The 23,741-nt window shown below is 40.8% G+C and carries 26 protein-coding genes; all 26 read left to right on the top strand.

Features of this window, described 5'->3' with window-relative positions:
• Positions 1-237 precede the first annotated feature (237 nt).
• The 26 genes from mnmG to J8M01_RS16765 all read left to right on the top strand — a co-directional run bounded on the left by mnmG (position 238) and on the right by J8M01_RS16765 (position 23,735).
• Positions 238-2,127 (top strand): tRNA uridine-5-carboxymethylaminomethyl(34) synthesis enzyme MnmG, encoded by a 1,890-nt coding sequence (mnmG, locus tag J8M01_RS16860; RefSeq protein ID WP_192509171.1) that lies wholly within the window; start codon positions 238-240, stop codon positions 2,125-2,127.
• A gap of 15 nt (positions 2,128-2,142) precedes the next feature.
• The gene (gene rsmG / locus J8M01_RS16855) at positions 2,143-2,763 is read left to right on the top strand and encodes a 16S rRNA (guanine(527)-N(7))-methyltransferase RsmG (protein WP_192509170.1); all 621 of its coding nucleotides are present in this window, start codon (positions 2,143-2,145) and stop codon (positions 2,761-2,763) included.
• A gap of 16 nt (positions 2,764-2,779) precedes the next feature.
• Positions 2,780-3,565, top strand: coding sequence for a ParA family protein (locus tag J8M01_RS16850; RefSeq protein WP_192509169.1), 786 nt, complete (start codon positions 2,780-2,782; stop codon positions 3,563-3,565).
• A 15-nt stretch (positions 3,566-3,580) separates the two neighbouring features.
• A complete protein-coding gene (locus J8M01_RS16845; protein WP_192509168.1) occupies positions 3,581-4,534 on the top strand; it encodes a ParB/RepB/Spo0J family partition protein in 954 nt (317 codons plus the stop codon).
• 135 nt (positions 4,535-4,669) lie between these two features.
• Complete coding sequence (locus tag J8M01_RS16840) at positions 4,670-5,050, top strand: ATP synthase subunit I (RefSeq protein WP_010366214.1); 381 nt, start codon at positions 4,670-4,672, stop codon at positions 5,048-5,050.
• Positions 5,051-5,065: 15 nt separating this feature from the next.
• Positions 5,066-5,923 (top strand): F0F1 ATP synthase subunit A, encoded by an 858-nt coding sequence (gene atpB, locus J8M01_RS16835; RefSeq protein ID WP_192509167.1) that lies wholly within the window; start codon positions 5,066-5,068, stop codon positions 5,921-5,923.
• A 52-nt stretch (positions 5,924-5,975) separates the two neighbouring features.
• A complete protein-coding gene (atpE, locus tag J8M01_RS16830) occupies positions 5,976-6,209 on the top strand; it encodes a F0F1 ATP synthase subunit C (RefSeq protein ID WP_004335261.1) in 234 nt (77 codons plus the stop codon).
• 39 nt (positions 6,210-6,248) lie between these two features.
• Positions 6,249-6,719 carry a F0F1 ATP synthase subunit B gene (gene atpF / locus J8M01_RS16825; protein WP_010366190.1) on the top strand — a complete coding sequence of 157 codons (471 nt, stop codon included), beginning with the start codon at positions 6,249-6,251 and terminating at the stop codon, positions 6,717-6,719.
• Positions 6,720-6,733: 14 nt separating this feature from the next.
• Positions 6,734-7,267, top strand: coding sequence for a F0F1 ATP synthase subunit delta (gene atpH / locus J8M01_RS16820; protein WP_010366188.1), 534 nt, complete (start codon positions 6,734-6,736; stop codon positions 7,265-7,267).
• Between the two features lie 14 nt (positions 7,268-7,281).
• On the top strand, positions 7,282-8,823 hold the full coding sequence (gene atpA / locus J8M01_RS16815) for a F0F1 ATP synthase subunit alpha (RefSeq protein WP_010366186.1): 1,542 nt from the start codon (positions 7,282-7,284) through the stop codon (positions 8,821-8,823).
• A 58-nt stretch (positions 8,824-8,881) separates the two neighbouring features.
• Positions 8,882-9,742 (top strand): F0F1 ATP synthase subunit gamma, encoded by an 861-nt coding sequence (atpG, locus tag J8M01_RS16810; RefSeq protein ID WP_010366183.1) that lies wholly within the window; start codon positions 8,882-8,884, stop codon positions 9,740-9,742.
• Positions 9,743-9,774: 32 nt separating this feature from the next.
• Positions 9,775-11,160, top strand: a complete 1,386-nt coding sequence (atpD, locus tag J8M01_RS16805) for a F0F1 ATP synthase subunit beta (RefSeq protein WP_119862580.1) — start codon at positions 9,775-9,777, stop codon at positions 11,158-11,160.
• 11 nt (positions 11,161-11,171) lie between these two features.
• A complete protein-coding gene (locus J8M01_RS16800) occupies positions 11,172-11,591 on the top strand; it encodes a F0F1 ATP synthase subunit epsilon (protein ID WP_040698348.1) in 420 nt (139 codons plus the stop codon).
• A 222-nt stretch (positions 11,592-11,813) separates the two neighbouring features.
• Entirely contained in the window at positions 11,814-13,937 is a 2,124-nt protein-coding gene (locus J8M01_RS16795) for a winged helix-turn-helix domain-containing protein (RefSeq protein ID WP_211058730.1), read from the top strand.
• 1,036 nt (positions 13,938-14,973) lie between these two features.
• Positions 14,974-15,111, top strand: a complete 138-nt coding sequence (locus J8M01_RS16790; RefSeq protein ID WP_210997955.1) for a hypothetical protein — start codon at positions 14,974-14,976, stop codon at positions 15,109-15,111.
• A 46-nt stretch (positions 15,112-15,157) separates the two neighbouring features.
• Positions 15,158-15,292, top strand: a complete 135-nt coding sequence (locus J8M01_RS24245; protein WP_263973709.1) for a hypothetical protein — start codon at positions 15,158-15,160, stop codon at positions 15,290-15,292.
• 46 nt (positions 15,293-15,338) lie between these two features.
• Positions 15,339-15,473: a hypothetical protein gene (locus tag J8M01_RS24240; RefSeq protein WP_263973709.1), complete on the top strand. Its 135-nt coding sequence runs from the start codon at positions 15,339-15,341 to the stop codon at positions 15,471-15,473.
• 46 nt (positions 15,474-15,519) lie between these two features.
• Entirely contained in the window at positions 15,520-15,654 is a 135-nt protein-coding gene (locus J8M01_RS24235; RefSeq protein WP_282100533.1) for a hypothetical protein, read from the top strand.
• Between the two features lie 46 nt (positions 15,655-15,700).
• The gene (locus J8M01_RS24230; protein WP_263973709.1) at positions 15,701-15,835 is read left to right on the top strand and encodes a hypothetical protein; all 135 of its coding nucleotides are present in this window, start codon (positions 15,701-15,703) and stop codon (positions 15,833-15,835) included.
• A gap of 46 nt (positions 15,836-15,881) precedes the next feature.
• Positions 15,882-16,016, top strand: a complete 135-nt coding sequence (locus tag J8M01_RS24225; protein WP_263973709.1) for a hypothetical protein — start codon at positions 15,882-15,884, stop codon at positions 16,014-16,016.
• A 46-nt stretch (positions 16,017-16,062) separates the two neighbouring features.
• A complete protein-coding gene (locus tag J8M01_RS24220; protein WP_282100532.1) occupies positions 16,063-16,197 on the top strand; it encodes a hypothetical protein in 135 nt (44 codons plus the stop codon).
• A gap of 281 nt (positions 16,198-16,478) precedes the next feature.
• Positions 16,479-17,027 carry a hypothetical protein gene (locus tag J8M01_RS16785; RefSeq protein WP_211058729.1) on the top strand — a complete coding sequence of 183 codons (549 nt, stop codon included), beginning with the start codon at positions 16,479-16,481 and terminating at the stop codon, positions 17,025-17,027.
• Between the two features lie 252 nt (positions 17,028-17,279).
• Positions 17,280-18,644: a bifunctional UDP-N-acetylglucosamine diphosphorylase/glucosamine-1-phosphate N-acetyltransferase GlmU gene (gene glmU / locus J8M01_RS16780; protein ID WP_211058728.1), complete on the top strand. Its 1,365-nt coding sequence runs from the start codon at positions 17,280-17,282 to the stop codon at positions 18,642-18,644.
• Between the two features lie 134 nt (positions 18,645-18,778).
• Positions 18,779-20,023, top strand: coding sequence for an HlyD family efflux transporter periplasmic adaptor subunit (locus J8M01_RS16775; RefSeq protein WP_211049009.1), 1,245 nt, complete (start codon positions 18,779-18,781; stop codon positions 20,021-20,023).
• 33 nt (positions 20,024-20,056) lie between these two features.
• Complete coding sequence (locus tag J8M01_RS16770; RefSeq protein ID WP_211058727.1) at positions 20,057-22,189, top strand: peptidase domain-containing ABC transporter; 2,133 nt, start codon at positions 20,057-20,059, stop codon at positions 22,187-22,189.
• A gap of 328 nt (positions 22,190-22,517) precedes the next feature.
• Positions 22,518-23,735: a lanthionine synthetase C family protein gene (locus J8M01_RS16765; RefSeq protein ID WP_211058726.1), complete on the top strand. Its 1,218-nt coding sequence runs from the start codon at positions 22,518-22,520 to the stop codon at positions 23,733-23,735.
• The last annotated feature ends 6 nt before the right edge of the window (positions 23,736-23,741 follow it).

Genomic DNA, 23,741 nt, shown 5'->3' with positions numbered 1-23,741 from the left:
AATTGATCTGATCTAAGTTATTGCTATTAAATAGATATTAAACCTTACTCACAGATATTGAGTTCAGTAGTAATAAGATCTAATAAAGATCTTTAAAAAGATCTTATTTATATTAAAAGATCTCTTTTTGGTTTTTTCTTGTTGGTTACTATTTAATCATTTCACTTCTGAGTATTTCTAGGTAGAATACGCATCCTTTCAAAATCTAACCGGTAATTTTTAAGTAGGATCCCGTAAATGATTTATCATGAACATTTTGACGTTATTGTAGTTGGTGGCGGACACGCAGGTACTGAAGCTGCGCTTGCTGCTGCTAGAATGGGTATGAACACTTTATTGTTAACACACAATATGGATACTCTGGGTCAGATGTCATGTAATCCCGCAATTGGTGGCATCGGCAAGGGACATTTAGTTAAAGAAATTGACGCGCTTGGTGGAGCTATGGCGAAAGCGATAGACAAAGGGGGTATTCAATTTCGAACTCTGAATTCGTCTAAAGGACCTGCGGTAAGAGCAACACGAGCACAAGCTGATCGTGTTTTATACAAAGCTGAAATTCAAAGTATTTTACAAAATCAAAAGAACCTGAAAATCTTTCAACAATCTTGTGATGATTTAATTGTTGAGCAAGACCAAGTAAAAGGCGTTGTAACTCAAATGGGGTTACGTTTTGGTGCTAATTCAGTGGTACTTACTGTAGGTACATTCTTAGGTGGACAAATTCACATTGGCATGGAAAATTTCAAAGGTGGAAGAGCTGGCGATCCGCCTTCAATTGCACTTGCTGAGCGTTTGCGTGAACTTCCATTTCGTGTTGATAGATTAAAAACAGGTACACCACCGCGTATTGACGCCAGAACCGTTGATTTCTCTGTGATGCAAACACAGCCTGGCGATACACCCACACCCACTTTTTCATTTATGGGTAAACATTCAGATCATCCGCAACAGATCCCTTGCTATATCACTTATACCAATGAAAAAACACATGATGTGATCCGTGAGAATTTACACCGTTCTCCTATGTATGCTGGTGTTATTGAAGGGATTGGTCCGAGATACTGTCCTTCGATTGAAGATAAAATAGTGCGTTTTGCAGATAAAGATAAACATCAGATCTTTGTTGAACCAGAAGGACTTACTTCTTATGAATTATATCCTAATGGCATTTCCACCAGCTTACCCTTCGATGTGCAGTTGCAAATAGTACAGTCAATTAAAGGATTTGAAAGTGCACATATTTGTAGGCCCGGTTATGCGATTGAATATGACTTTTTTGATCCGAGAGATTTAAAACAATCTTTAGAAACTAAATTTATCAGCGGCTTATTTTTCGCTGGACAAATAAATGGGACTACCGGTTATGAAGAGGCTGGTGCACAAGGTCTTATTGCTGGTATGAATGCTGCGTTACAAGTGCAAGGCAAAGATGCATGGACACCACGTCGAGATCAAGCATATACCGGCGTTCTAATTGATGACTTAGCGACTCTTGGTACCAAAGAACCGTACCGTATGTTTACTAGCCGTGCTGAATACCGATTGTTATTACGTGAAGATAACGCCGATTTACGTTTAACAGAGAAAGGCCGAGAGCTTGGCTTAGTTGATGATGAACGATGGGCTGCATTTAATGATAAACTAGAGGTTATGGAACAAGAATCACAACGTTTAAAAGCAACGTGGATCCATAAAGATCACCCATCAATTGATCAAGTTAATGAGTTACTTAAAACACCATTAACTCGTGAAGCCAGTTTAGAAGATCTGATCCGTCGCCCAGAGATCAACTATCATGATCTTATGGCTATTGAAGGTTTAGGATCTGATGCTACGAATATTCAAGCACTTGAACAAGTAGAGATCCAAACGAAATATGCTGGATACATTGCACGTCAGCAAGATGAAATCAATAAACAACTGCGGCATGAAGAATCATTGCTACCAAAAGAGTTTGATTATAGTCAGGTAAGTGGTTTATCAAATGAGGTTGTTGCAAAGTTAACTGATGCTCGACCTGACACTATTGGTCAAGCTTCTCGTATTTCTGGTATCACCCCGGCGGCGATTTCGCTATTATTAGTGTATCTGAAAAAGCAAGGGCTGTTGCGCAAATCAGCGTAACGGCAATGGGATCTCGTGTTACATCAACAACTATCTTCTTTATTAGCGCAAACGGATATTGTGCTAACTGAACGCCAACAACAGCAACTTGTGCAGTATGTTGAATTATTAGACAAATGGAATAAAGCTTACAACTTAACTTCTATACGTAACCCGAACGAAATGGTGGTTAAACACATCATGGACTCTTTGATGGTTGCACCTCACCTATCGGGTAAGCATTATATTGATGTGGGTACGGGTCCTGGATTACCGGGTATCGTATTAGCCATTGCATTACCAGAAACACAATTTGTATTACTTGATAGCCTTGGTAAACGAGTGCGTTTTTTAATGCAAGTAAAACATGCGCTTGGCTTAGATAATGTCATGCCAGTGCAGTCTCGTGTTGAAGATTATCAACCAGATGTTAAATTAGATGGTGTGCTGAGCCGTGCTTTTGCATCTTTACAAGATATGGTGCAATGGTGTGAGCATTTAATTGATAATTCAGGTCGCTTTATTGCGCTAAAAGGTCAATTTCCTGAGCAAGAGTTAGAAAACTTGCCGACGGGTGTGCACTTTGAGCAAAAGATTAGCTTAGAAGTTCCAGAACTGGATGCTGAGCGGCATTTAATTATTCTTTCTAAAGATTGAGCTTTTTGAGGACACTGTGGCAAAAGTTATTGCAATTGCAAACCAAAAAGGTGGCGTTGGCAAAACCACCACGGCTGTAAATTTAGCCGCATCAATGGCTGCGACCAAACGTAAAGTCCTACTTATTGACTTAGACCCGCAAGGGAATGCGACAATGGGAAGTGGCGTTGATAAATATAGTGATGTACCCACAATTTATGATTTGTTAATTGAAGAATTAGCTATTTCTGAAGTGATCAGTACAGAAACATCAGGAGAATATCACTTAATTGCAGCAAATGGAGATGTTACGGCTGCTGAAGTTAAATTGATGGAATTATTTGCGCGTGAGGTGCGTTTAAGAAATGCACTGGAGTCCATTCAAGATCAATATGAGTTTATATTTATTGACTGTCCACCCTCATTGAATATGTTGACGGTGAATGCGATGGCCGCCGCAGATTCAATTCTTGTGCCGATGCAGTGTGAATATTATGCATTGGAAGGATTAACTGCCTTGATGGATACCATTACCCAATTAGCTAAATTAGTAAATCCAAATTTACAGATTGAGGGGATTTTACGTACCATGTATGATCCACGTAATCGTTTAGCCAATGATGTTTCTGAACAATTAAAACAGCATTTTGGTGAAAAAGTATATCGTACTGTGATCCCACGTAATGTACGATTAGCCGAAGCGCCGAGTTTTGGTGCACCAGCAATGTACTACGATAGGGCATCAAGTGGTGCAAAAGCGTATTTGGCGTTAGCTGGGGAAATGTTGCGTCGAAAAGAAAAGCAATCTGCTGCGGTTGCCTAAGAGGATAATAATAACATGTCGGTTAAAAAACGTGGTTTAGGCCGAGGTTTGGACGCTTTATTGAGCTCTGCAAAACCGGCTCCTTCATCTGAGCCAGTTGCCATTGATACCGTGGAAGAAGTAAAAAGCGATGTTACCGAAAAGCACATTGACAGTAAAATTGAACATACTGATGGTGAGCTGCAACGGTTGCCGATTGAATATTTACGGCCAGGAAAATATCAACCTCGTAAAGACATGTCGGAACAAGCGCTTGAAGAACTGGCTGGTTCAATTCGCTCACAAGGTATATTACAGCCTATTGTTGTGCGCCATATCAGTGATACGGATTATGAAATTATTGCTGGTGAACGACGTTGGCGAGCTGCGCAATTAGCACAATTAAATGTTGTGCCTTGTATTTTGAAACAGGTGGCCGATGAGGCTGCGGTTGCTATTGCACTAATAGAGAATATTCAGCGTGAAGATCTCAACGCGATGGAAGAAGCGGTCGCATTGCATCGCTTGCTTACAGAATTTGAATTAACGCATCAACAGGTGGCTGAAGCGGTTGGTAAATCACGTACCACAGTGACGAATCTACTACGTCTCAATAATCTCAATGATGATGTTAAAATTTTGTTGGAGCATGGTGACATCGAAATGGGCCATGCTCGGTGCTTATTGGCACTCTCTGGAGAAGCGCAATCTGAGGTTGCCCGTACCGCTGTTGCAAAAGCCCTGACAGTCCGTGAAACAGAGAAACTGGTACGTAGTATTTTAACCCCAGTGGATAAAAAAGAAACAAAGGAAAAGGACCCTGATGTCAAATTGTTAGAACAACAATTAGGCGAAAATCTAGGTGCTAAAGTGGAAATTAATTATAATAATCGAGGTAAAGGCAAGTTGGTGATTTCTTATACTAGCTTAGATGAACTCGATGGCATTTTGGGCCGCATTCATCCAGACATGCAACAACCGCCTGAATGACCAATAAATAAACAATGGTGGTGCTGAAAAAGCGCCACTATTCGTCTCTTCAAGTTGCAAAATCACCAAAAATAAGTATAATTTCGCCAGTTTTCATACCCTGATTAAGTTTAAGGTCATAAAGGTTAATAAAAAGTGACTCATTCGTTAGCTGGCCCGTATAGACGAGCCGCATTAAAAGGCGTATTACTTCAGGGTATCGTAGCAATCGTCGCTGCAGTAATAGTTTTAATCGCTTGGGGAGTGCATGCGGGGGCATCAGCAATAGCCGGTGGCCTAGTTTCAGTACTTCCTAGCTTAGTGTTCGCTTTATACGCCTTTAGATATATGGGCGCGAGTAAAGCAGAGCAAGTATTTGACTCGATAAAACGAGGCAATGGATTAAAGTTTTTGCTGACTGTGTGTTTGTTCGCACTGGTATTTAAGTATTTTTCAGTCATGGCATTGCCATTTTTTTGCTGTTATATACTGGTGATGTTCACACAATGGTTGGCACCGATTTTTTTTAATCATTAACTTTTGGGATAAAACATGGCTGCAGAAGAAGTTACTCTATCAAGCCATATTCAGCATCACTTGACCAATGCCAAGATGTGTTCGACCGACGCCGGTCTTGCCTTCAATAAAGCATGCGCGGACAGTGGTTTCTGGACATGGCACGTAGATACCCTCGCATGGTCAATCGGGTTAGGTCTGATATTTTTATGGATCTTCCGTAGTGCCGCTACTAAATCTACCACAGGTGTACCGGGTAAATTTCAGTGTTTCATTGAAATGATCGTGGAGTTCGTTGGTGACAACGTACGTGACACCTATCATGGTAGTAGCAAGCTGATAGCTCCATTAGCTCTAACAATTTTTGTTTGGGTGTTCTTAATGAACCTAATGGATTTAATACCTGTAGATTTCTTACCTGCATTTGCTGGTGTTGTTGGTGAAACCGCATTTGGTATGGATTCTCACGATGTGTACATGAAGATTGTACCAACCACTGATATCAACTTGACCGCAGCGCTTGCAATTGGTGTGTTCTTATTGATGATCGGGTACTCAATTAAAATCAAAGGCATCGGTGGCTTTATTAAAGAGCTTACGTTGCACCCGTTCAGTTCAGATAACAAGCTGGTTCAAGTACTTTTGATCCCGTTTAACTTGCTACTAGAGACGATAGCACTGGTTGCTAAGCCGTTCTCGTTAGCGCTTCGTTTGTTTGGTAACTTATACGCTGGTGAGTTGATTTTCATCTTGATCGGCGCAGTTGGTTTAATGCAACTACCGTTGCACTTTATTTGGGCTGTATTCCACATCTTGGTAATCGTTCTGCAAGCATTCGTATTTATGATGCTTACAATCGTATACCTAAGCATGGCAAGCTCAGATAATCATTAATTTTTATTTTATATTTTAACTTTAATTTACAATTGAAACTTTGGAGAAAAAAATGGAACTAGTATTAGGTCTTAAGTACATCGCAGTTGCTTTACTTATCGGCTTCGGTGCTATCGGTACAGCGATCGGCTTCGGTAACATGGGTGGTAAATTCCTTGAAGCATGTGCTCGTCAGCCTGAACTTGCGCCTTCACTACAGGTTAAGATGTTCATCCTAGCTGGTCTAATCGATGCTGTTGCAATGATCGGTGTTGGTATCGCGATGGTATTGTTGTTCGTACTTTAATTTAACTTTGAACAGCTTACTATTTAAGGAGGAGCGGTTGTGAACTTAAACGCCACTCTTATCGGTGAATTAATTGCGTTTACGGTCTTCGTATTATTTTGTATGAAGTTCGTATGGCCACCACTAAATGGTGCAATTGAAGCTCGCCAGAAAAAAATCGAAGATGGTTTAGCTGCCTCTGATAAAGCCGAAAAAGAACTTGAACGTGTGCGTCTAGAGGCTGCAGAGCAGTTGACGGAAGCAAAAACTCAAGCGGCTGATATCATTGATCAAGCTAAAAAGCGTGCAGCGTTAATTGTTGACGAGGAGACTACTCGTGGTCAGCAAGAGCGTGAGAAAATTATTGCTCAAGGACACTCTGAAGTTGAATCAGAGCGTAGCCGTGTGACAGAGGACCTGCGTAAGCAAGTTGCTACTCTGGCAGTGGTTGGCGCTGAGAAGATTTTAGAGCGTGAAATCAATCAAGCCGCACACAGTGACATCGTTGAAAAACTTGTCGCTGAGCTGTAACGGAGGGTATGAGCATGTCTGAATTGACTACTATCGCTCGCCCATACGCTAAAGCGGCTTTTGAACTTGCTGTTGAAAAAGGCAATGTTGACGCTTGGAATGACATGTTGTTCTTCGCTGGCCAAGTGGCCAGCGATGAGCAAGTGGCTTCTTTGCTTGCAAGCATGCCAACTGCTGCAGAACAAACTGATGTATTACTGAAAGTATGTTCTGAGCAACTCAACGAACAGGGTCAGAATCTTATCAAGCTGATGGCCGAAAATGAGCGTTTAGCCGCCATTCCAGCAGTTGCTGATATTTTTGCTGAATTTAAAGCAGAATATGACAAAGAAATCGACGTTGACGTGATTTCTGCAACTGAACTTGCTGGTGAACAGCAAGACAAATTGGTCGCGGCACTTGAAAAACGTTTCGCACGCAAAGTTAAGCTGAATTGTAGCATCGACGAAGCCGTAGTTAGCGGCCTTGTGATCAAAGCTGGTGACACCGTTATTGACGGAACTGTCCGTGGCAAACTTGACCGCCTAGCGGCCTCGCTACAATCGTAATTGGGAAAATGAGCATGCAACTTAATTCCACAGAAATTTCTGCGCTGATCAAACAACGTATTGAGCAGTTTGAAGTTGTAAGTGAAGCACGTAACGAAGGTACAATTGTATCTGTTACAGATGGTATCATCCGCATCCACGGTCTAGCTGACTGTATGCAAGGTGAGATGATCGAGCTTCCTGGCAACCGTTATGCTATCGCACTAAACCTTGAGCGTGACTCAGTAGGTGCAGTAGTAATGGGTCCTTACGCCGACCTTAAAGAAGGCGTAAAAGTACAATCTACTGGTCGTATCCTAGAAGTACCTGTTGGTCGTGGTCTACTTGGTCGTGTTGTAAACACACTTGGTCAGCCTATCGATGGTAAAGGCGCACTAGATAACGACGGTTTTGAACCAGTTGAGAAAATTGCACCAGGCGTAATCGAGCGTCAATCAGTAGACGAACCAGTACAAACTGGTTATAAGTCTATCGATGCAATGATCCCAGTTGGTCGTGGTCAGCGTGAGCTGGTTATCGGTGACCGTCAGACTGGTAAAACTGCACTAGCAATCGATGCAATCATCAACCAAAAAGGCACAGGCGTTAAGTGTGTGTACGTAGCGGTTGGTCAAAAAGCATCTACGATTGCAAACGTAGTACGTAAACTTGAAGAACATGGTGCACTTGAAAACACAATCGTTGTTGTTGCATCAGCTTCAGAATCAGCAGCGCTACAATTCCTAGCGCCATTTGCTGGTTGTACTATGGGTGAATACTTCCGTGACCGCGGTGAAGATGCACTAATCGTATATGATGACCTGTCTAAGCAAGCTGTTGCTTACCGTCAGATCTCATTGCTATTGAAGCGTCCACCAGGTCGTGAAGCATACCCAGGTGACGTATTCTACCTTCACTCGCGTCTTCTAGAGCGTGCATCGCGTGTAAACGCTGATTACGTAGAGAAGTTCACTAACGGTGAAGTGAAAGGTAAAACAGGTTCATTGACAGCATTGCCTATCATTGAAACTCAAGGTGGTGATGTTTCTGCATTCGTACCTACTAACGTTATCTCAATCACCGATGGTCAGATCTTCCTAGAAACTGACTTATTCAACGCAGGTATCCGTCCGGCAGTAAATGCTGGTATCTCGGTATCTCGTGTTGGTGGTGCTGCGCAAACGAAAATCGTTAAGAAACTAGGTGGTGGTATCCGTCTAGCGCTAGCTCAATACCGTGAACTAGCAGCGTTCTCTCAGTTCGCTTCTGACCTTGACGATGCAACTCGTGCTCAACTTGAGCATGGTGAGCGCGTAACTGAGCTAATGAAGCAGAAACAATACGCACCAATGTCTGTTGCTGAAATGTCTCTGTCTCTATTTGCAGCTGAGAAAGGCTTCCTACAAGACATCGAAATCGCGAAAATCGGTGACTTCGAAGAAGGCCTAATTGGTTTTGCAAACAGCACATACGCAGAGCTAATGGCTCAAATCAATGAAACAGGTAACTACAACGCCGAGATCGAAGCGCAGTTGAAAGAACTTCTTGAGAAGTTCAAGTCAACGCAAACTTGGTAATTTAGTTATGCATGGTGGGTGTTATCGCTAACACTCACCTTGATTCGGAGAGAGAGTCATGGCCAGCGGAAAAGAGATTAAAAGCAAGATCGGGAGTATTAAAAATACTCAGAAGATCACCAGCGCAATGGAAATGGTTGCCGCTTCTAAAATGAAGCGTGCGCAAGACCGTGTGGCGTCAAGCCGTCCATATGCTGAGAACTTACGCAAAGTGATCGGTCGTGTTGCTCAAGCTAATCTTGACTTCCATCATCCGTTCTTAGAAGAACGTGATGTGAAGCGAGTTGGTTATATTGTTATCTCTACTGACCGTGGTCTGTGTGGCGGTTTGAACACGAATGAGTTCAAAAAAGTGACACAAGACGTACAAGCTTGGAAAGAAAAAGGCGTAGACGCAGAATATGCAACGCTCGGCGGCAAAGCTGCTGGTTTCTTCCAACGCTTCGGTGGTCAACTACTCGCTAAAAAAGCGGGTCTTGGAGATGCACCTTCAATTCAGGATGTAATTGGTCCTGTAAAAGTAATGCTTGATGCATTCGCTGAAGGAAAAATTGACCGTTTATTCGTGGTATACAACAACTTTGTAAATACCATGAAGCAAGAGCCAGTAATCGATCAGTTATTACCTTTGCCAAAAGCTGAAGAAGAAGTATCAGCTCACGCTTGGGACTACTTGTACGAGCCAAACCCAGAGGCTATTTTAGAGACTCTGTTAGTACGCTTCATTGAATCACAAGTGTACCAAGGTGTAGTTGAGAATGCTGCCTCTGAACAGGCTGCCCGTATGGTTGCGATGAAAGCCGCAACTGATAATGCTGGTGACCTAATTGATGAGCTGCAACTGATTTATAACAAAGCACGTCAAGCTGCAATCACACAAGAGATCAGTGAGATTGTTAGTGGTTCGGCTGCGGTATAACGCTTCGGCAAAGTTTAACGAGAGGAATAGACATGAGTTTAGGTAAGGTCGTCCAAATTATCGGCGCCGTTGTGGACATTGAGTTCCCACAAGATAGCGTGCCAGCTGTGTATGAAGCAGTAAAAATTACAGAAGGCGACTTAGTTGGTTTGACTCTAGAAGTTCAACAACAACTAGGTGGCGGCGTAGTTCGTGCAATCGCACTAGGTACTACTGACGGTTTACGTCGTAGCACTTCAGTAGAAGGCACAGGCGAGCCAATTAAAGTTCCAGTAGGTACAAAGACCCTTGGTCGTATCATGGACGTATTGGGTCAGCCAATCGATGAAGCAGGTCCAATTGGTGAAGACGAGCGTATGTCAATTCACCGTGCAGCCCCTTCATATGAAGAGCAATCAAGTTCAATTGAACTACTAGAAACAGGTATCAAGGTAATCGACCTTGTATGTCCGTTCGCTAAAGGTGGTAAAGTTGGACTATTCGGTGGTGCCGGTGTAGGTAAAACCGTAAACATGATGGAACTTATCCGTAACATCGCAATCGAGCACAGTGGTTACTCTGTATTCGCAGGTGTTGGTGAGCGTACTCGTGAGGGTAACGATTTCTATCATGAAATGAACGATTCAAACGTACTTGATAAAGTATCGCTTGTATACGGTCAGATGAACGAGCCTCCAGGTAACCGTTTACGTGTTGCATTGACTGGTCTTACTATGGCAGAGAAGTTCCGTGACGAAGGTCGTGATGTACTTTTCTTCGTAGATAACATCTACCGTTACACACTTGCAGGTACAGAAGTATCAGCACTTCTAGGTCGTATGCCATCAGCGGTAGGTTACCAGCCTACACTCGCTGAAGAAATGGGTGTACTTCAGGAGCGTATCGCGTCGACTAAAGCTGGTTCAATCACATCAATCCAAGCGGTATACGTACCTGCGGATGATTTGACGGATCCATCTCCTGCTACAACCTTTGCTCACTTAGACGCAACAGTTGTACTTTCACGTGATATCGCATCTCTTGGTATTTACCCAGCGGTAGATCCACTAGATTCATCATCTCGTCAGCTTGACCCACAAGTAATTGGTCAAGAGCACTATGATACTGCACGTGGCGTTCAGACAGTTCTTCAGCGTTATAAAGAGCTTAAAGACATCATCGCAATTCTAGGTATGGACGAGCTATCTGATGAAGATAAGCAAGTGGTATCTCGTGCACGTAAAATCCAACGTTTCCTATCTCAGCCGTTCTTCGTTGCTGAAGTATTCACAGGTGCGTCAGGTAAATACGTTTCACTGAAAGACACTATCGCAGGCTTCAACGGCATCTTAAACGGTGAGTATGATGATCTGCCAGAGCAAGCTTTCTACATGGTTGGTTCTATCGACGAAGCAGTTGATAAAGCAAAAAACATGTAATTTAGGGGGTTATTATGGCAATGACAGTACAACTTGACGTAGTAAGTGCAGAACAGAGTGTATTCTCTGGTAGCGTCGCTACAATTCAAGTGACAGGTAGTGAAGGTGAGTTGGGTATTCACCCAGGTCACGCCCCACTCCTGACTGGCCTAAAACCTGGTATGGTACGTTTAGTTAAAGCAGACAGCAGCGAAGAGATCATCTACGTTGCTGGCGGCACATTAGAGGTTCAACCACAAACAGTAACTGTCCTTGCTGACGTTGCTATCCGTGGTGAAGACTTAGATGAGCAAGCCGCTGAAGAAGCTAAGCGTGAAGCGCAAACTCAAATGGCATCAGGGGCAGCTTCAGAGCTTGACCACCAAGCTGCCGCGGCACAACTGGCTGAAGCGATTGCTCAGCTACGCGTTATCCGTCAATTGCGCAAATAAGTACAAACCTATCTGGTTTAAAAAGCCCACACCTTTTGGTGTGGGCTTTTTGTTTACAATCATTATACATATATAGATAAATATATTTTATTCCCTTCAATTTTCACAGTTTAAAAAATTATTATTGTTACTAATACACTAACAACTTTGTAATAAAAAGTTGTGTTCACTGTACCATTCGATAGAATAAACAGATTACTCATAATTATATTGCTTTGAACAATGAATGAAGTTAGCTTTTCCAGGAAGGTCAAAGAGGTTAAATTTGGCGAGTGGAGTCTAGATCCAAAACGTCAAACTATTCATGACGGAGAAGTAGAACGAGAGCTTGAACCTTTATTGTTTAACATACTATGCTATCTGGCGATCAATTGTGAGCAGATTATTACCAGACAAGATCTTGTTGATGATGTTTGGAAGCAAAATTATGTAGATGATAATGCCATTAATAGAGCGATGTCTGAACTTAGAAAGGTGCTTAAGTCTGAGCGGCAAAAAGGCATTATCGTAAAGACACACTATCGAAAAGGGTATAGTTTCTTTCTTGAACCAATTATTATTTATCATCAATCCAGCACGGATAAAAATCAAGAAACAAACAAAAAAGAAAGTGCAGGTAGAGAGCAAAATAATGCGATAGAGCTTGAAAAATCAACATCAAAACGTGGTTCTTCCAGTGTAAAGAAAGCGGTAATTATGACTTTTTTTACCGTCGTACTTTCGGCAGCTGCATATCAAGGATACCGCTTTAAAACTGATGTTAAAGTACAACAAAAAAGTATCGAAGAAAGTGTACTGTCTTGGTTACCAGGGCGATATACCTTACTCACATTATCTCCAGATAAAAAGCAGGTGGCTTTTTCATTCATTCCAAACGATAGCCAACATTATTCATTGGTGGTTAAAGGACTTAATGGCGGCCAAGAAAAGCGGCTAGGAGAGGAGGGGGTTAATTACCTTCCGCTAGGGTGGTCGGTAGACTCCAATGCTATTTTTTATCGCGCAACAACAAAAGATAAATGCCAAGTCTGGCGCTTGAATGCTGACTTTAATTCAGATAATCAGTTTTTATTTGATTGTAATTTAAATGACAGTATGACGGGGGGCGGTGCCGGCAATAATCGGTTTATTTATTCCAAAACAGGGTACAGAAATAGGGATGAATTAGCCGCATTAGTTAATAGGAGCTTAGCGACTGGCGATGAATTTCAAATTACATCACCAAACCTCAACTCGTATGGTGACCGTTTCTTATCGTATATTCCAGGTAAAGAGCTCATTCTATTTGAACGACGCCAATATGATATCAATGAGTTATATGTGACAGATCCTGATGGTGGAAATCAAGAGAAACTATTTGAGACATCGCATCGAATATGGGCTGTTACTTATGATGAGCCATCAGGAATGTTGGTTTGGCTAGATAATACTGAAAATATTGTTTATGAATATGATTTATTTAATCGCAAGATACATAGTATTGTTGAATTAGAAACAGATAAAACCTATGCCAGTTTTCAAGCATTCGATAAAGATTCGTTATTACTGGTCAGTTATCCTTTTTTGAGAGATATCCATCAATTTAATTTGCAAACCAATGACGTTAATATTGTGGATGAAAGTGATTATGAAGATCGCTCAGGAATAGAAGTTGATGATGGGTACTTATTTTTAACGCGGCGAGGCAGTGAGAGCTTCATTAGCTTTACACAAAAAAGCAGCAATGAACGACAACCACTTCAAATCCCTAAAGGGCGCCTAAGCGCAATTCGTTATAATTACGATACGGAACAACTTTTGTTGCAACACGCTGACAAAATAGAGCTGTATGATTACAAAACATTACGATTAGTCGATACTATTCGTACTGAAGGCACCGTTATTTCTGCCGAGTTCCTTGGCAAAGAACAAATAGGCTTTGTTGTTGTTAGTGATAAAAAAATAAAAAGCAAAACATTTAGATATTCAATTATTGATAAAAAGAAAGTAGAAGTTCCAGCCTTAACGTCTTTATGGATTGGCCATTTAAATGAGTCTACTTTGGTTTCGCTCTCATCAAATGATAAAGTTGTGCTCTATGATGTATTCTCTGGAGAGCAAATAGAGCAATATGAATTACCTCAGGCAAAGTACAAGCATTCTATTACTGTAGGTCACGGCAATATTTATTATTCTGATGGGGAAAAGGTATATAAAATCAACCGTGATGACTCTGAGAGTATAGAGGAGTTATATAATCCCGGCTCAGTCATCGGTGGTGTTCAATACTCTGAGATAAATGGCAATATCCTATTGGATATTATTACGGTATCAGAGAACCAGTTACTAAAAATAGCGCTTAAGTGAAATAACCTTTTCGTATCTAGGTGACTTAAAAATTACCGATTTGATTTATGGGTATCTTTAACATTTTCTACCAGTGAGATAACCCATAATAAACTTCAACCTTTGGCTGCTTACTGTCAGTATGTTATGTGAAGGAGGTTGTGCTCACGGGTAGGTAACATAGGGCTTTGTTTGTTGTAGCATCGATTTATATTCACTCCTTTCGATAAATTCTTGTCCACACGTTTCTGGATCAATACTCTGCTTTCACTTAGTGTTGAGCGTGTTTATTACTGGTTGGCAAAACATGATATTTGCGGTGTTTTATTTCTGTGTTTTTGTAGAGCCAAACTGAAGAGTACCTATTTGCAAATAGCGCCGAGTTTGAATAACTCTATTTTAAGTGCTGACTTATTGAGTTTATAAGATGCTTATTTGCAAGTTCTATGGCGTAATACTTGATATGATGTGTGAAAGCCTAACCCTTTGGCATATTAAATAACATCAAATAACGATTCTTTGCCAGATAGTTTGGTCAATCTGATGTCCCTTTCTAAACAAAAATATGTGACAGGTTGCATGACATTGCACCCTTACTACTGCACCGAGTAAATCTACACTTCATTACTTTGTTATTAAACAGTCATTGCGCTGCTTAAAAGCAACTCATGATAATTGATTTACACTTATACGACTATCAGTTTGCACTTTATCTCTATACGTATTCGTTAATTTCATATCGTACATCGCTCTATTTTAGCAAGCTTTTTGAGTTTTTATACTGGTTGACACTCAATCGTAACTTATTAAGCGCTTTGCAGCTGTGGCAAGGCATATAAAGAAGGGCAATTTTTAAAGTTGATGGAAACAATTTTAAGTATGAAATGATTTTTCAATATTATCAAAAGCGAACTTTGTTATTTAAGTATATAAATCAATTGTCTGCGTTAAATATTATGGGTGATATATAAGGTTTTATAATTACCTAAAAACAGTGAAATTGTTTAATCTGTAGTTACTCACAAAGCAGCAGTATATAAATTACGAGAATAAAAACATGATGAAACTGACACTGAAAACGAAAAAGATAAAGAAGCTACTTATTGAACCGACCTTAGATGCAAAGCAAACACAGCGTATCGCGGGTGGTACGAATACCGACACTATTACACGTACAGTACAAAACCCGAACTAAACTTTAATGTGGCACCTGACCAACAATAATAACAAGGGATAGCGTGATGAAACTGACATTGAGAACGAAAAAGATAAAGAAGTTACTTATTGAACCGACTTTGGATGCAAAGCAAACACAGCGTATCGCGGGTGGTACGAATACCGACACCATTACACAGACTGTAAAAAATCCGAACTAAATTTTAATGTGGCACCTGATCAACAATAATAATAAGGAATAGCGAGATGAAACTGACATTGAGAACGAAAAAGATAAAGAAGCTACTTATTGAACCGACTTTGGATGCAAAGCAGACACAGCGTATAGCGGGTGGTACGAATACCGACACCATTACTCAGACTGTAAAAAATCCGAACTAAATTTTGATGTGACACCCGAACAACAATAATAACAAGGGATAGCGTGATGAAACTGACATTGAGAACGAAAAAGATAAAGAAGCTACTTATTGAACCGACTTTGAATGCAAAGCAAACACAGCGTATCGCGGGTGGTACGAATACCGACACCATTACTCAGACTGTAAAAAATCCGAACTAAATTTTGAACTGGTACCTGACCAACAATAATAACAAGGGATAGCGTGATGAAACTGACATTGAGAACGAAAAAGATAAAGAAGTTACTTATTGAACCGACTTTGGATGCAAAGCAAACACAGCGTATCGCGGGTGGTACGAATACCGACACCATTACACAGACTGTAAAAAATCCGAACTAAATTTTAATGTGGCACCTGATCAACAATAATAATAAGGAATAGCGAGATGAAACTGACATTGAGAACGAAAAAGATAAAGAAGCTACTTATTGAACCGACTTTGGATGCAAAGCAGACACAGCGTATAGCGGGTGGTACGAATACCGACACCATTACTCAGACTGTAAAAAATCCGAACTAAATTTTGAACTGGTACCTGACCAACAATAATAACTAGGGATAGCGTGATGAAACTGACATTGAGAACGAAAAAGATAAAGAAGCTACTTATTGAACCGACCTTAGATGCAAAGCAAACACAGCGTATCGCGGGTGGTGCGAATACCGACACCATTACACAGACCGTAAAAAATCCGAACTAAATTTTAATGTGGCACCCGATCAACAATAATAACAAGGCATAGCGTGATGAAATTGACATTGAGAACGAAAAAGATAAAGAAGTGACTTATTGAACCGACCTTAGATGCAAAGTAAATATTGCTTATTGTGAATGAAGGAACCACAAATAACTAAAGTTAAGAGAAGCGATACTGAAAAGGGTAGGTTTCCCCAAAGAGACTCCTAGCTAATGCATGTTTGGAGGAATATAACGTCGGTTTTAAACGATGAAGCAATTACAAAAGCACAAGGAAATTAACGATTGAATATTATAAGTATGCCTCTTTTCTTATCTGTTATGGCAGGTTCACTCTATGGAAAGCTAGAACTGCAGGTACCCGCAAGTGATTTCTACTATGCAAGGGAGTCAGGAGAGCTTGTAAACAAAGAAGTTCTATATGTGGGGAATGGCGTTAAAAAAGGGCAAAGTTTATTAGAATATGCTGTGAAATCGGAACAAAATACGAGGCGCCTTCATGCTAAAACGAATGGATATGTTGAGTTCATAAATAAAGAACTTAATACTGGGCATTCACTTTCTGAAGGTCAGTTGTTATTTATTGTGACCTCGTACACAGTATTAGGAAAATATCAAACCTCGATTGAGTCCGATGATCCGATGATTACGCCAGGTTCCAGTTTATGGTTTTGCGACAGTTCAGAACAATGGCAATTTCACGTCGATGAAATAAAAGGAAGTAAGCTTTTAATTTCGAGTAATTTAGATCAGAGAAGTTTCAATTTGCTAGATAAATTAAGTAAGCAGGATGCACTTGTCTCTTTTTTCGATAAAGAACACTGTAATTTATAGCACAATGGGATGCAGCGGAGCAGGTACTCGCTATAGACATCGAGTTACTGTAACGTGGTATATGTATTTAAGAACCACCTACCTACACTTTATGATGTAGCAAAATATATCCAATTTGCAGCAGCACTTACCAATTAGAATGAAGAGCGTTACAATACGACTAATAAGAAATGTTGGTTGCTATCGTAAAAAAGCAAACTATGGCTGCCAGTTTCATTGGCTCATATTTTATTCTAAAAGGATCAAGTGTTCATGGCACTAACTTCAATTATCTTGGCGGCGGGTAAAGGTACTCGCATGCGCTCTAAACTCCCAAAAGTTTTACACTCAATAGCAGGAAAACCAATGGTACAGCATGTTATTGATAATGCTGTTGCAATGGGCGCTCGTGCGACAAATTTAGTGTTCGGTCATGGTGGTGAACAATTACAACTAGCACTAGCAAGTAATGATGTAAACTGGGTCCTTCAAGAAGAGCAGCTGGGAACTGGCCATGCCGTTGCTGTTGCGACACCACACATTAATGATGATGATATTGTATTGGTTTTGTATGGTGATGTGCCTTTAACAAAGCGTTCTACATTAGAACGTCTGCTCTCGGCCACACCTTCAGAAGGGTTAGCGGTATTAACCGTCAATTTAGATAACCCAAATGGCTATGGCAGGATGTTACGAGCCAACGGTAAATTGGTGGGAATTGTAGAGCAAAAAGATGCCACTGCTGAACAGCTGAAAATTACAGAGATTAACACCGGAATAATGGCGGCGAATGGTCGGCTGTTGAAAAAGTGGTTATCAAATTTATCGAATAACAACGCACAAGGTGAGTATTACCTCACTGATATTGTGGCAATGGCACATAATGAAGGCGTTGAGATATCTTCAGCTCAACCTGATGACCCCATGGAAGTTGAAGGTGCAAACAATCGAGTCCAATTGGCTGCGCTAGAGCGAGCATATCAATCTTGGCAGGCAGAAAAATTAATGCTTGGTGGTGCAACTTTAGCTGATCCTGCTCGTGTCGACGTGCGAGGCGTCGTTTCTACAGGTGAAGATATTCATATCGATATTAATGTAATATTTGAAGGAACAGTTACACTTGGTGATAATGTGGTAATTGGCCCTAATTGTGTTTTAAAAGATTGCAGTATTGGTGATAATGTTGTGATTAAAGCGAATACATTGATTGAAGATGCGCAGGTTGCGGCTCACTGTACGTTGGGGCCTTTTGCGCGCTTGCGTCCGGGGGCGGTGATGGATGAAGATTCTCATGTTGGAAACTTTGTTGAGATGAAGAAAACGCGTCTGGGTAAAGGTTCAAAAGCGAATCACTTGACATATTTGGGTGACGCTGAGGTGGGTGAAAAGGTCAATATAGGGGCAGGTACAATCACTTGTAACTATGATAGCGTGAATAAGTCAAAGACCATTATTGGTGATAATGCCTTTATTGGCTCAAATTCATCGTTAGTTGCGCCGATTGAAATAGGTAAGTTGGCGACAATTGGTGCAGGCTCAGTTATCACGGCAAATGTAGATGATGGCCAGTTGGCCGTTGCACGCTCTAAGCAGCGGAATTTAAATGGTTGGCAAAGACCTGTTAAAAATAAATCGTAAAAATTACGCAAAGTGAAGGTGAATATTGGCCTTCACTTCATCTGTTTAAGCGTGTTCCTTTCTTCTAGGCAAAGTGGTACATTACTGTGAGTTAATCAAAAATTAACAATAATTAAAAGGTCTGCAGTAGAGTTATGGAAAATCTATTTCGCAAAGAGGTAATGGAAAATAAACAGCATCGACTCGAAGGCGCTGTGTCACTCGTTCAGCCACCGGTTTTTAAAACTCTGACAATTCTCATCCTTACTGTTGTCGTGATCAGTTTATGCTTCCTATCCATTGGTAAATATACCCGTAAAGAACGGGTGTCAGGGGTGATTGAACCCAATACGGGGCTATTAAGATTAAAAGCATCTCAAACAGGGGTTATCTCAGAAATTTTGGTAAAAGAGGGGGAGTATGTTGCTAAAGATGCTCCTATTTTGCGCATTGCTTCGGCTAAGCACAGTAAACATGCTGTGGAGCTAAATCAGGCACTGTTGAATCAGTATAGCTTTCAGTTGCAAAGCTTGGAGCAACAGTTACAAAAACAAAGCCTTCAAGATAAGCTTGATATTAATGAACTCTCCCAACAAAAGCGTGTTGCAGTGGCTCGACTAGTTGAACTAGATTTACAGGCGAGTACGTTTTCTGAGCGCTTAAAGTTGAATGAACAAATGGTCACTCAGATTAGTACGTTAAAAGGTACTGGGTATATTTCAGAATTAGAATTACAACGCCAACGAGATACCTTACTTTCATTAAAACAACAAGCTTCCAGCATTAAGTCTGAGCGCTTATCGTTACAAAGCCAAATTGAACAGTTAGACAATCAACTTACGAAACTTCCTCTGGAGCAGAGTAATCGATTGTCACAGTTACTGTCACAAAAAGCGGATTTACAAATACAACTCTCCTCGATAGAACAGCAACGGTTAGGGGAGCTACGCTCACCAAAAGCGGGCATTGTTAGTGGGTTATTGGCAAAAGTAGGTAAAAATGTCGCTGAAGGCCAAAATTTACTGTCTGTTTTGCCTGAAAACAGTAAGATGCAGGCGGTGATCTTTGTACCAACTTCGGCATTTGGTTTTGTTAATGAGGGGCAACTTACACGCTTACGCTATCACGCATTTCCTTATGAAAAGTTTGGGGTTTATGATGGGGAAATTATTGAGGTCAGCAATAGCGTTATACTGCCTGATGAAACAAATACGCCAGGCATCATAACCGATCCTGCTTATAGAGTCGTGGTATCGCTGCATGAGCAACAGGTGCAAGCGTATGGGAAATCATCAGCGTTGCGCCCAGGAATGATGTTGGATGCTGATGTTATTATAGAAGAGCGGTCATTATTGCGATGGTTATTTGACCCAGTATTTAGTATTCAAGGTCAGCTGTAAGCTGTATAAAAATGAGAATAAAGGCGGCTTATAATGCATATTGAAGACGAAGCGCCTGTAGCAAAGCTACAGTTTTGGTCAAGGAAATCACTTCCCATAATTTTACAGTCAGAAGCGGCAGAGTGTGGTCTTGCTAGTTTGGCAATGGTTGCTGCCTATCATGGCTATGAAAGTGACTTAATTTCCCTCAGGCAGAGGTTTTGCATTTCCATGGAGGGAGCGACACTGCTTGACATCATGCAGTTTGCGGAGAAACTTGAGTTAACATCAAGGCCTCTACGGATTGAGTTAGAAGATTTAGATGCACTTCAGACACCTTGTATATTGCACTGGGATATGAATCACTTTGTGGTGTTAAAAAAAGCCAATGAGAAAAGAATCGTTATTCATGACCCTGCTTCCGGCGAAAAAACATTTACCTTAAAAGAAGCGTCGAATCATTTTACGGGTATTGCACTTGAATTGACGCCCACGAAGCAATTTGAAAAAAAAGAAGCGAAACCTTCTTTGAAATTTTCAGACTTTTGGAGTCGGATAACTGGTTTAAAAAGGTCATTATTTTTAATATTTGCGTTATCAATGCTACTGCAAGTGTTCACGCTGGCGGCACCTTACTATATTCAGTTGGTCATCGATGATGTGGTACTGACTGGTGATACATCGCTATTAACGGTACTCGCTGTTGGCTTTTGTCTGGTCATGGTTTTCGAAATCGCAACGAATGTCTTGCGGGGCTTTACCTTGTTACACTTTGGTAATCAGATGAATATTCAACTAGGCGCAAACTTATTTCATCATTTAGTAAGATTACCCTTATCTTATTTTGAAACACGTCATATGGGTGATGTGGTTTCTCGATTTGGCTCATTGCAACAAGTGAAGCAATTACTGACTACGGGTGTAATAGAAGCAATCATTGACGGTTTAATGGCAATTATAACATTGGCAATGATCTTCTTTTATAGTCCGATGTTATCGCTGGTGGTATTAGTGGCTGTAATTGCTTATGCATTAGTTCGAATGGCGATGTACAAACCGTTTCGTACTATTAGCGAGCAAGAAATAATGGCGCGAGCTGAAGAAAACTCTAACTTTATGGAAACGGTTCGCGGTATTCAAACCATAAAGCTGTTTGGCTCAGAAGTTAAACGCGAAGGACAGTGGCAAAATCGTTACGCTAAAGCAATTAACCAGAATATACGCTTAGGTAACTTTCAAATTGGTTATGATGCGATTAACCGCGCACTGTTTGGTATTGAAAACATTGTTGTTGTTTACTTGGCGGCACATTTGGTGATCCAAGGGGGCTTTAGTACGGGGATGCTATTTGCATTTATGTCGTATAAGCGCCAATTTATGGATAAAACGGCGAATCTTATTGAAAAGCTTATTGAGTTCAAAATGCTCGGTTTACATTTTGATCGTATAGCAGACATTGCACTGACTGAAAAAGAAGAGTTGCAACCAGATCAAACGAAAACGCATAAAATAGAAGGGAATATTGAGATTAAGAACGTGAGCTTTGCGTACTCGGATGCAACAGCTAATGTGCTCAATAAACTTAATTTAACAATTCAAGCTGGTGAATCTGTTGCGATCACCGGCCCTTCTGGTTGCGGTAAATCGACGTTGTTAAAAATCATGCTTGGCTTGAACCAAGCCAAAAGTGGTGAAGTGTTGATTGATGGTGTACCACTAGATCAGATTGGGGCACGTCAATACCGGCAACAAATATCAGCTGTGATGCAAGATGATGAACTTTTATCCGGCTCAGTTGCAGACAATATCGCTTTTTTTGATACACCTATTGATATGGAACGTGTTGTGTATTGTGCTGATTTGGCTGCCATTCATGATGATATTAGTGCGATGCCAATGGGGTATGATAGTTTAATTGGCGATATGGGGTCGAGCTTATCTGGTGGTCAAAAGCAAAGAATTATATTAGCACGTGCTCTTTATAAAGATCCGAAAATTCTTTTTATGGACGAAGCAACCAGTCATTTAGACACCAGTTTAGAGTCAGATATTAATGAAGCGGTATCTCGATTAAAAATCACACGAGTGATAATTGCGCACCGACGGGAAACTATTGCATCGGCCGATCGCGAAATTAAACTGAAAAAGTATAAAGTTGAGGAAGAGCCAATGGAGAATAACTCTTAAAGTTGTTCACGCTGTGACACGTTGCATATTATCTAGTGAGATGTGCAAAGTGTCACATGTTGTATATTACGCAGGCTAAGCAGTCATTATTGTGGTTGTTGTCTCAACAATAAAGTCGTGCGGTATTGGTGACCTATCAGCATCTACGTCACTATCTCGAATTCCCTCTCTAACAATTTGAAAAATGAATTAAGACGTGAAACCGATCGCAACAATAATGAAATAGTTTGTGACGAAGCTGTGCTGTTTTTTGTTGAATTTTAGTTTCCTCTTAAGTACCTTGTGTAGATACTCATAATAAAAAAACTAAATTACCTTAAGGATAAGTATGACCAAGCCTAATCACCTTAGTGTGCCACAAAATACTAAAATACATCGTATTATTCGTGAGCTTGCGAATAAAGTCATAAATCACACTGATGAGGTTGCTGGCAATGGATTATTAAGTGGTTTAGCGGGGCATTTACTCTTTTTATACAATGCGCATCGTTTTGACCCGAGTCTTCTAGATGAGAATAAATTTACTGATAAGCTGGAATTATTACAAGAAGGATTAGCAGAACAATCGTTTGAGCTAAGCAATGGGCTTGCGGGTCAAGCATGGGTATTAGAGTATTTAAATCAAGCGAATCAAGATGATTATGATGCCGATTTATTAGAGGATGTTGATGCGCTTTTTGTTGAGTCTTTAGCGCATAACCCATGGTTAGGCGAAATAGAAATGGTTTTGGGCTTATCAGGCTATGCGCCCTATGCAGCTAGAAGAGCGCGTTTTACTGATCAAACGGAATTGTATACGGTGATTGTTAATGGCCTAGCTAGCGTATCTACGAAGCTAGACAATGGCCATATTACTTGGTCACAACCTTCAGAGTCTGTTTATCGATTTGATAAAGATGAAGACTCTCCTCGAGGTCCTGAATATAACTTGGGCCTTGCTCATGGGGTACCCGGTATTATTGCTGCTTTGTTACCCGCTGTACATATTCCTAAACTAAAAGAACAAGTTACAGAACTGTTGCTGGGGGGGTGCGATTGGTTGCTGGAACAACAAAATCCAGACAAAGCAGCAAATGCTTGCTTTGGTTCATGTGCAGGTGAAGGGTATGAGTCTAGATTGGGCTGGTGTTATGGAGACCTTACTATCGCGCTGACTTTGGCGCGTGTCGGAAAAGCCATTGACCGACCTCATTATGTTGAACAGGCATTAGAAATCGCAATACACAGTGCACAACGAGATGCTGAGTCAGGGCATATCATTGATGCGGGGTTGTGTCATGGTTTTGTTGGGTTAGTGACAATTTATCAACTATTGAATCACATTATGCCCCACCCAGTATTAAGTGATGCAATGAATACTTGGCTTGAATATAGTTTGAAGCAATATGATGAACGGGGTATTGAAGCATTGTATTCATTTAATGGATTAGATAAAACACATAGTGAAGACTTCGGTTTCTTGATGGGCTATGCGGGGATAGGTATTGGGCTCATTAGCTTTTTAGATGATGATGTGAGTTGGTCTGATTGTTTGTTAATGTCATAGGAGATG

Origin of the sequence: Pseudoalteromonas sp. MMG005 (assembly GCF_018101015.1) — a bacterium.
In the GTDB taxonomy this organism is placed as follows: domain Bacteria; phylum Pseudomonadota; class Gammaproteobacteria; order Enterobacterales; family Alteromonadaceae; genus Pseudoalteromonas; species Pseudoalteromonas aurantia.
The sequence above is the reverse complement of the archived record's forward strand: the minus strand, read 5'-3'. Positions and strand labels throughout refer to the sequence as shown.